Genomic DNA, 4,871 nt, shown 5'->3' on the forward strand with positions numbered 1-4,871 from the left:
GTTGTTGGAGTTGACCTCGTTGACGATGACCCGCGCGGGGCCGGTGGCGAGCCAGGGGTTGCCCGCGACCCCGCCGCCAAGTTGCGTCTGCGTGGCGGTGCGGCTGTTGTTGAGGATGGCACCGGGCGTGCCAACGTCGAATTGGCGGTAGGTGTTGCGCGAGACACCGGCCGCGCTGGGCGTGGTGATGTTGACCAGCGGCACGCCGTTGGGCGCGGTCAGCACCGTGGGGCGCTGGTTGCCGGGGGCGGTCGGGTCGGCCACGATCTGCGCGTTCGCGCCGGGCAACCACACCGCGGCCAACGCGATCGCCACGCGCGCCATCGCTGGAGACACGATGGGCAGCGCCGTGGAGGCAGCGGCGCTGTCGCTCGAAGACCCGATCGAGCGCGCGATGTCCGCGACCACCATGCGCAGCCCGCGCGCGGCGTTGAACACCACGCGGTGGCGGTGACGGTTCATGTTCTTCCCCCTGATGCGATCAATGACGCCGTGCCACTTGCACGGCGCGCGCGATCACATCAGGAGCAGCAGGAAGCGCCCATACCGCCAAGGCGGTAGTTCAAGCCGTTTTCGTGCACGCCTCAGATATTCGTCATGACTTGACATGCAGGTATTTGCCTGCATATAGTCCCCCCACGCACTCACAAGTCAGATGGACGCAGACAAGGTTTTCAAGGCACTGGCCGACCCGACACGCAGAAAGCTGCTCGACCTGCTGGTGGAGAGCAACGGGCAGACGCTCAGTCAACTGTGTGAGCACCTGGACATGACGCGGCAATCGGCCACGCAGCACATCGGGCTGCTCGAGGCGGCCAACCTGGTGAGCACGGTGTGGCGTGGCCGGGAGAAGCTGCACTTCGTCAACCCGGTGCCGCTGCACGAGGTCTACGAGCGGTGGGTGCGCAAGTTCGAACGTCAGCGGCTGAGCCTGCTGCACGACCTGAAGCAGCAACTCGAAGGAGAGTGACCTTGAGCAAGGACAAGACGAGCTTCGTGTATGTGACCTACATCCGCTCCACACCGGACAAGGTGTTCGAGGCCATCACCCGCCCGGAGATCGCGCGGCGCTACTGGGGCCACGAGAACGTGTCCGACTGGGCGCCCGGATCCCCCTGGCAGCACGTGCGCGCCGACGAGCAACGCGACGTGAAGCTGGTGGGCCAGGTGATCGAGATCGCACCGCCCAGGCGGCTGGTCATCAGCTGGGCGAGCCCGGCGCAGGCCGGCGACCCCGCCGCCACCAGCCGCGTCAGCTTCGACATCGCGGAATACGACGGCATGGTGCGCCTGACCGTCACGCACGACGAGCTGGAGGCGGGCAGCGGCATGGCCACGGGCATCCAGAAGGGCTGGCCCATCGTGCTCTCCAGCCTCAAGTCCCTGCTCGAAACCGGGCAAGGCATCGACGTTTTCGCGCAGCCGAAGGCCGCCTGAAACCCACCCACCGGAGCCCCCCATGAGCCACCCCTACAGCGGCGGATGCGCCTGCGGCGCGATTCGTTATTCCACGCCCCACGCGCCCGTGTTCCAGAACCTGTGCCAGTGCCGCCACTGCCAGCAGCGCAGCGGCAGCGGCCACGGCGCCTGGCTCACCTTCGCCGCGCGCGCGGACATGTCCATCACCGGCAAGGCCAGCGATTGGGACGTGAAGGCCGACAGCGGCAACGTGAAGACGCATTCCTTCTGCCCGGTGTGCGGCACGCCGGTCTTCCTGCGCTTTGCTGCGATGCCGGACCTGATCGCCGTGCCCGCGGGCAGCCTGGACGAGCCCGGCCGCTTCGCGCCGCAGGCGCTGACCTATGGCGTGCGCGGCTTGGCTTGGGATGTGGTCGATCCGAAGTTGAGGGTGTTCGAGCGCATGCCGCCGCGTTGATCGCGTCCAGACGCGGGGCCAGAGACCAAGCCCGAGGCACGAGATGAATGCGTCCACCCAAACCCTCGACCGATTCCTGCAGGCCCAGGCCCGCGACTATGAGCAGGCCCTGGCCGAACTGAAGGCTGGCAAGAAACGCACGCACTGGATCTGGTACGTGCTGCCGCAATTGCGCGAACTGGGCCGCAGCCAGATGGCGCGCGAATACGGCATCCGCGACCGGCAGGAGGCGATCGACTACATCGCCCACCCCGTGCTGGGGCCGCGGCTGGTGGAATGCGTGAACGCCCTGCTCACCCACCCCGAGCGCGACGCGGTGGAGATGCTGGGCGATGTGGATGCGATGAAGTTTCGCTCGTGCCTGACGCTGTTTGGCGCGGTGGCGCTGGATGAGCCGTGCTTCAGCAAAGCCCTCACCACTTTCTATGGCGGCGAGCCCGACGCGCAGACGCTGCGTCTGCTGGCCGCCGTCTGATACGTCGCTAGCGGCATTCGAGCGCATGCCGGCCCGAGCAATCCGCGGCTGCTCATGCCCCGATACCCCCGGGCACACGACAGGAACGCAGCGCTACGATCCGCGACCCGCAGACTCCTTGCCGCCCCTTCTGTCTGCCGGATTCAACTTGCTGCGTCCATGAACATCCACCAGCTCGAATCCAAAGCCAGGCCGACGGCCGAGGAAGCGATGACCGTCTTCCATCACCACGAACAGCTCATGGAAGCTGCCCGGGGCGACATGAAAAGTCTTCGCAAGGTTTCCAAGGGCGCGGCCCATGCGGCCATTCGCGCTTTCGAAGCGGGCGTGCGTGAGCCCGCGGCACTCCAACGCTTTTTGACGGTGCTGGAGTTCGGAAGCGCCGCGCATTCGTTTCCACAGGCGTTCTACAAGGCAACTGCGAAGATCCAGGCCGCTCTCCAAGGGGATCAGCCAGAGCCAAAGACCCTGGATGAAAGAAAAGGCAAGGTCGTTCTCGAGACCGCGTTGTTCTGCCTCGGCGATCCCGCGCGCCTGGGCGAACTGGCGGGATCGGACCCGGACATCGCGCACACGCGGGCGGGGAAGGTTTTGTATGCGGGCACGGGCTGCGACGGCCGTCACGCGGCGATCCTGCGCCTCAAGAGTGGCTCGGTGCCGTCGCTCGATAGTCAGGAGCAGAAAAAGTCGCAAGGCGCCACGGCGATGGCGGTGCTCGAGATCGGCTCGCGCACGATTGGCTGCGCCGACTACGGTGGCCAACCGCAGCTCACGCTCGACGTCGAGCCAGGGCGATACGCGGTGATCGGCTACCTGGTGGGTGCCAAGTACATCTTCGTGTTCTGCCGTTGCGACGCCGAACCGGGCACGAAGGCCGTCGAGATCGCGACGCTCGAGCCCGCTCATTGACCAAAATCACCAAATTATTGGCGATCTGAGCTAGTATCTTTCCCCTGAAAGATCCAGCCAGAACTCAACGTGAAACGCCACGCTGCATCAGCCCCCACGGAATCTCCGCAAGCCGATCAGGTTCTGGCCAAAGCCACGGTGCGCGCCGGTCAACTGCTGGGCCTGTCAGGCGCCGACCTTGGTCGCACATTGGGACTGAGTGAGCCCAGCGTCTCGCGGCTGATTCGTGGCGACAAGACCCTCAACCCTCAATCCAAGGAAGGCGAACTGGCCCTTCTTCTGGTGCGCGTGTACCGGTCATTGGACGCGCTGGTGGGCACGGACGACGGTAAGCGCCGCGTCTGGATGAGCACACCCAACGACGCCCTGGGCGGCGTGCCCATCAAGCTGGTTCAAAAGGCGGAAGGCCTGGTGGCCACGCTGAACTACCTGGACGGCATGCGAGCGCCGGCGTGAGCGCGTGGAGCCATCAATGGTTCGAGGCGGAAGGGTCGACCGCCGTGCGCAGCGTGCTGGCCTGGCGCGGCGTCGAGGCCCAGCACGTCGTCTCCACGATGCGCTTGGTTGATCACCCTGAAGAACAGGCTTTGCTCGAACAACTGTTGGAAGGCAGCAAGCCGTCCCTGCCACCTGCAGGCCAGGGGCTTCACTACCTGCTGGCCACGCCCTTCCGCTACGCGCCCGCACATGCCAGCCGCTTTCGGGCGGCGCATGCCAAAGGACAGTGGTATGGGGCCGAAAGCCTCTTCGCGGCCTGCGCCGAAGTGGCGTACTGGCGCCGGCGCTTTGTCGTCGACAGCGAAGGCCTGCGCGAGCGTGAACTGCTGACCGAGCACAGCTTCTTCCAGGGCCTGCTTGAAGGCTTGTCCATCGACCTGAGCGCCCTGCCCTGGCGCCAGGCCCGCGAGGCATGGACGAAGGACAGCGACTACGCGGCCACCCACGCGCTGGCCGAAGCGGCCCAGGCGATGGGCGTGCAATGGCTGCGATACGAATCGGTGCGAGCGCCCGGGCAATTGTGTGCGGTGGCCCTGGTGCCGCAGTGCCTGAGCGAGCCCCCGGGCGGACTCGATGGAACCTTGCAGACCTGGCACTGCAAGGCCACGCGGCATCGGGTGATGCTCATGCGCGGTGCGCAGCGGTGGGCATGGGACTTCTGAGCAACACATGCCCGCCGAACACCACCTCCCCACCCTGCTCCAACAGATGACCCCCTCGGTCCACCCCGAGGTCTTCGTCTTCTGCTGCTTCCCTGACGGCCAGCTGCCGCCGGCACTCACCCCTGTCTGCACCTTCCATGAGGCCGAGGGCCTGACGGCCATCGTGCCGCTGCGGCAGGCGCAGGCGCTGGGGCTGCCCCACCAGTTCGAATCGCGCCTGCTCAGCCTGACGGTGCATTCGGCCCTGGACGCCGTGGGCTTCCTGGCCCGCATCAGCGCCGCGCTGGCGGAACAAGGCATCGCGTGCAACGTGGTGTCGGCGTTTCATCACGACCACCTGTTCGTGCCCAGGGACAGGGTGGACGACGCGCTGCGGGTGCTGGGCGACCTGTCCCGATCCGGCTGACGCGGGCGCCGGCGCGCCCGAGGCGTGTTGCCGAAGCGCATCAGA

9 protein-coding genes are annotated in these 4,871 nt (G+C 66.5%); 8 read left to right on the forward strand and 1 reads right to left on the reverse strand.

Annotated elements, in window-relative coordinates:
* Positions 1-462 (reverse strand): ESPR-type extended signal peptide-containing protein (locus VLG41_RS06300; protein WP_325348539.1); only part of this gene is annotated, 462 nt, incomplete at its 3' end.
* A 193-nt stretch (positions 463-655) separates the two neighbouring features.
* On the opposite strand from VLG41_RS06300, the gene VLG41_RS06305 reads away from it, so the two are divergent.
* From VLG41_RS06305 to VLG41_RS06340, 8 genes are all read left to right on the forward strand, one after another.
* Complete coding sequence (locus VLG41_RS06305; protein WP_325348540.1) at positions 656-970, forward strand: helix-turn-helix domain-containing protein; 315 nt, start codon at positions 656-658, stop codon at positions 968-970.
* Positions 971-972: 2 nt separating this feature from the next.
* Positions 973-1,437: an SRPBCC family protein gene (locus VLG41_RS06310; protein WP_414652452.1), complete on the forward strand. Its 465-nt coding sequence runs from the start codon at positions 973-975 to the stop codon at positions 1,435-1,437.
* Positions 1,438-1,459: 22 nt separating this feature from the next.
* Positions 1,460-1,876, forward strand: a complete 417-nt coding sequence (locus VLG41_RS06315) for a GFA family protein (RefSeq protein ID WP_325348542.1) — start codon at positions 1,460-1,462, stop codon at positions 1,874-1,876.
* Positions 1,877-1,919: 43 nt separating this feature from the next.
* Complete coding sequence (locus VLG41_RS06320) at positions 1,920-2,351, forward strand: DUF1810 domain-containing protein (RefSeq protein ID WP_325348543.1); 432 nt, start codon at positions 1,920-1,922, stop codon at positions 2,349-2,351.
* 159 nt (positions 2,352-2,510) lie between these two features.
* Positions 2,511-3,260 (forward strand): hypothetical protein, encoded by a 750-nt coding sequence (locus tag VLG41_RS06325; protein ID WP_325348544.1) that lies wholly within the window; start codon positions 2,511-2,513, stop codon positions 3,258-3,260.
* Positions 3,261-3,329: 69 nt separating this feature from the next.
* Entirely contained in the window at positions 3,330-3,716 is a 387-nt protein-coding gene (locus tag VLG41_RS06330; protein WP_325348545.1) for an antitoxin Xre/MbcA/ParS toxin-binding domain-containing protein, read from the forward strand.
* A complete protein-coding gene (locus VLG41_RS06335; RefSeq protein ID WP_325348546.1) occupies positions 3,713-4,420 on the forward strand; it encodes an RES family NAD+ phosphorylase in 708 nt (235 codons plus the stop codon). Before VLG41_RS06330 ends, VLG41_RS06335 begins: the two co-directional genes overlap by 4 nt.
* Before the next feature lie 7 nt (positions 4,421-4,427).
* Entirely contained in the window at positions 4,428-4,826 is a 399-nt protein-coding gene (locus VLG41_RS06340) for an ACT domain-containing protein (protein WP_325348547.1), read from the forward strand.
* Positions 4,827-4,871: the final 45 nt, after the last annotated feature.

This window comes from Hydrogenophaga sp. (genome assembly GCF_035481345.1).
Taxonomy (GTDB): Bacteria; Pseudomonadota; Gammaproteobacteria; order Burkholderiales; family Burkholderiaceae_C; genus Hydrogenophaga.

Coding starts and splice junctions, on each gene's coding strand:
- VLG41_RS06340 (WP_325348547.1), top strand. CDS start 4,428: ATGCCCGCCGAACACCACCTCCCCACCCTGCTCCAACAGATGACCCCC.
- VLG41_RS06320 (WP_325348543.1), top strand. CDS start 1,920: ATGAATGCGTCCACCCAAACCCTCGACCGATTCCTGCAGGCCCAGGCC.
- VLG41_RS06315 (WP_325348542.1), top strand. CDS start 1,460: ATGAGCCACCCCTACAGCGGCGGATGCGCCTGCGGCGCGATTCGTTAT.
- VLG41_RS06325 (WP_325348544.1), top strand. CDS start 2,511: ATGAACATCCACCAGCTCGAATCCAAAGCCAGGCCGACGGCCGAGGAA.
- VLG41_RS06305 (WP_325348540.1), top strand. CDS start 656: ATGGACGCAGACAAGGTTTTCAAGGCACTGGCCGACCCGACACGCAGA.